The sequence below is a fragment of the Azonexus sp. genome, from assembly GCF_036170495.1.
GTDB lineage: Bacteria > Pseudomonadota > Gammaproteobacteria > Burkholderiales > Rhodocyclaceae > Azonexus.
The window spans coordinates 1-3,037 of record NZ_JAVHPH010000274.1; the positions used below are offsets into that span (position 1 = coordinate 1).

At 61.2% G+C, this 3,037-nt stretch carries 3 protein-coding genes, 1 tRNA gene and 1 pseudogene; all 5 read right to left on the reverse strand.

Annotated features, from left to right (window positions below; genetic code table 11):
* Nucleotides 1–161: pseudogene (locus tag ADADOO_RS09985) on the reverse strand (aminoacyl-tRNA hydrolase); the annotation flags it as partial.
* Between the two features lie 69 nt (nt 162–230).
* Entirely contained in the window at nt 231–836 is a 606-nt protein-coding gene (locus ADADOO_RS09990; RefSeq protein WP_511277184.1) for a 50S ribosomal protein L25/general stress protein Ctc, read from the reverse strand.
* 110 nt (nt 837–946) lie between these two features.
* Nucleotides 947–1,897 carry a ribose-phosphate pyrophosphokinase gene (locus ADADOO_RS09995; protein ID WP_511277186.1) on the reverse strand — a complete coding sequence of 317 codons (951 nt, stop codon included), beginning with the start codon at nt 1,895–1,897 and terminating at the stop codon, nt 947–949.
* Nucleotides 1,898–1,988: 91 nt separating this feature from the next.
* Nucleotides 1,989–2,065, reverse strand: a tRNA-Gln gene (locus tag ADADOO_RS10000).
* A 74-nt stretch (nt 2,066–2,139) separates the two neighbouring features.
* Nucleotides 2,140–2,988 carry a 4-(cytidine 5'-diphospho)-2-C-methyl-D-erythritol kinase gene (gene ispE, locus ADADOO_RS10005; protein WP_511277188.1) on the reverse strand — a complete coding sequence of 283 codons (849 nt, stop codon included), beginning with the start codon at nt 2,986–2,988 and terminating at the stop codon, nt 2,140–2,142.
* Between the last annotated feature and the right edge of the window lie 49 nt (nt 2,989–3,037).

The window sequence follows — 3,037 nt, forward strand, 5'->3', positions numbered from 1 at the left end:
CCGATGCGCGCCGCCTTGCCGAAAAACTTGGCCTGTGGGGCGAGCGATGCCTTCAGCTTGTCAGCCAGATGGTCGACAAACCAGAAGCCGACATTGTGTCGGGTTGCTTCGTATTCCGGTCCGGGGTTGCCGAGGCCGACGATCAGGCGGGGTGGGTTCATGTGTCGGGAAATGAAAAAGCCGCCGGCGGCAACAAGCCAGCGGCGGCCATTACAGCATGGAGCCGGAAATTATTCGGCAGCAGCTTCGTCTTCGGCAGCTTCCGCAGCACCAACCTTGCCGGCGACGACACCGACGACGACGTCGTCAGTCGGATGGGCAACCAGCTTGACGCCGTTCGGCAGCTTGAGTTGGGAGAGGTGGATGCTGTCGCCAATATTCAGGGCCGACAGGTCGACTTCGACGAACTCAGGCAGATCCTTGGCCAGGCAATGGACGTCGACTTCGGTGATGACGTGGTTGACCAGGCCGCCGTTGAGCTTGACGCCCGGAGCAATTTCGTCGTTGGTGAAGTGGAGCGGCACTTTGATGTGCAGTTCATGCGTCGCGTCAATGCGCTGGAAGTCGATGTGCAGAACCAGCGGACGGTAGGCGTGCATCTGGTAATCGCGCAGCAGAACCGGCTCTTTTTTGCCATCAATGACGAGGTTGACGACGGAAGAATGGAAGGCTTCTTTCTTCAGCTTGAGCAGCAGGTCGTTATGGACAACCTCGATGGCTTGCGGGGCGGCTTGGCCACCATAAACAATACCCGGGACGGTGCCAGCGCGACGCAGGCGGCGGCTCGCACCCGTTCCCTGCAGCGTACGCGCTTGGGCGATAAGTTCAAATTGCATGGTCATACTCCAATAATTTTCCCGGTCCGCGACCAGAACGGGAAGGGTTGTAAAACAGTTATTAGTCGCTAGTTGTTAGCCAATGCTTGCTAACGATTACCTGCTGGCGACTAATCAATGAATAGCGACGAGACGGAGTCGTCGTTGCTGATGCGGCGGATGGTTTCCGCCATGATTGCGGCGACGGAAAGCTGGCGGATGCGCGGGCAGGCAGCGGCATCGTCGCGCAACGGAATGGTGTCGGTGACGACCAGAGCATCGAGGTCGGAGTCATTGACCCGCTCGACTGCCGGGCCGGATAGCACCGGGTGGGTGCAGTAGGCAACGACCTTGCTGGCGCCATTGGCCTTCAGCGCGGTTGCCGCCTTGCACAGGGTGCCGGCGGTGTCGACCATGTCGTCCATGATGATGCAGGTGCGGCCGGCGACTTCACCGATGATGTTCATCACTTCCGAGACGTTGGCCTTCGGGCGGCGTTTGTCGATGATCGCCAGGTCACATTCGAGGCGCTTGGCCAGCGAACGGGCGCGGACAACGCCGCCGTGATCGGGGGAAACGACCAGCGGGTTTTCGTAATGCTGCTTGCGGATATCGTCAAGCAGGATGGGCAGGCCGTAGATGTTGTCGACCGGGATGTCGAAGAAGCCCTGAATCTGTTCGGCGTGGAGGTCCATGGTCAGCACGCGGTCGACGCCGGAAGCGACGAGCATGTTGGCGACCAGCTTGGCGGCGATGGGCACGCGCGAGGAGCGCGACCGGCGATCCTGGCGGGCGTAGCCGAAATACGGAATGGCAGCGGTGATGCGGCCGGCCGAGGCGCGCTTTAGCGCGTCGACCATGACCAGCATTTCCATCAGGTTGTCGTTGGTCGGGGCGCAGGTCGATTGCAGGACGAAGATGTCGTTGCCGCGGACATGCTCCTGCAGCTCAACGCTGACTTCGCCGTCGGAGAAGCGCCCGACATTGGCTCGACCAAGATCGACATTGAGTTCGCTGGCAACGGCTGCGGCCAGTTTTGGATTGGCGTTGCCAGTGAAGACCATCAAGCTGTTGTAGGCCATTCCCACATTCCTCCGGACCTTCTGCATGCTTACGTGCATTTGCCCGCCACAATGAAAATCGGGCAGGCTTGTGACCTGCCCGAAGGAAATTTGGCTGGGGAAGAAGGATTCGAACCTTCGAATGCCGGAATCAAAATCCGGTGCCTTGACCAACTTGGCGACTCCCCAGCGGGTTGCTCGAACGGGTTCGCGTCTGAGCGAGGCGCGAATAATACAGTAGCTCTTTGTGGAAATCCAGCCCCTCAGCGAATTTTTGCCAGCGGATGTTCGCTCAGTCCATCGGCAACCCAGCCCCGCATGCCGGTCGGCAGGCAGGCGAGAACGGCTTCGGCCGCGCTGCGTTGGGGAAATCCGGCGAAAACGCAGGCGCCTGAACCGGTCATCATGGCCTTTGGGGCGTGGCTTTTGAGCCAGGCAAGGTGTTCAGCCACCGCCGGGAATCTGGCGCCGGCGACGGCCTCGAGATCGTTGTGGCCTTGCCCGTGCCGCCAGTCGGTCGGGCGCATGGTCGGGCTGTCGCGTTTCAGGTCGGGGGCACCGAAAATGGCCGCGGTCGGCACGTGGACCGCGGGATGCAGGACCAGGTAGCTTTCAGGCGGCAGGTCGATGTCGGTAAAGGTTTCGCCAACGCCCTCGGCGAAGGTGTTGCGGCCATGGATGAAGACCGGGACGTCGGCGCCTAAGGAAATGGCCATTTTTTCCAGTTGACCGTGGGATAGGCCGGTTTGCCACAAATGGTTGAGGGCGATGAGTACGGTGGCGGCATCGGACGAGCCGCCACCCAGGCCTCCCCCCATCGGCAATTGCTTGTCGAGATGGATCGTTACGCCTGGCTGGCAGCCCGTTGTTTTCTGGAGCAGGCGGGCCGCGCGGAAGGTTAGGTCGCTGTCGGGCGGGACGCCGGGAATGGGCGTGGCGAGAACAATTTCACCGTCGTCGCGGGGGGCGAAATGCAGCGTGTCGGCCCGGTCGATGAAGCGAAAGACCGTTTGCAGAAGATGGTAGCCGTCAGCCCGCCGGCCGACGACGTGCAGGAACAGATTCAGTTTGGCCGGGGCGGGCCAGGTGCTATCCCAGGTCCATTCGCTCATGGTGTGTCGCGCCATTCCTCGATGCGCAGGCGCAGTTCGATTTCGCCAT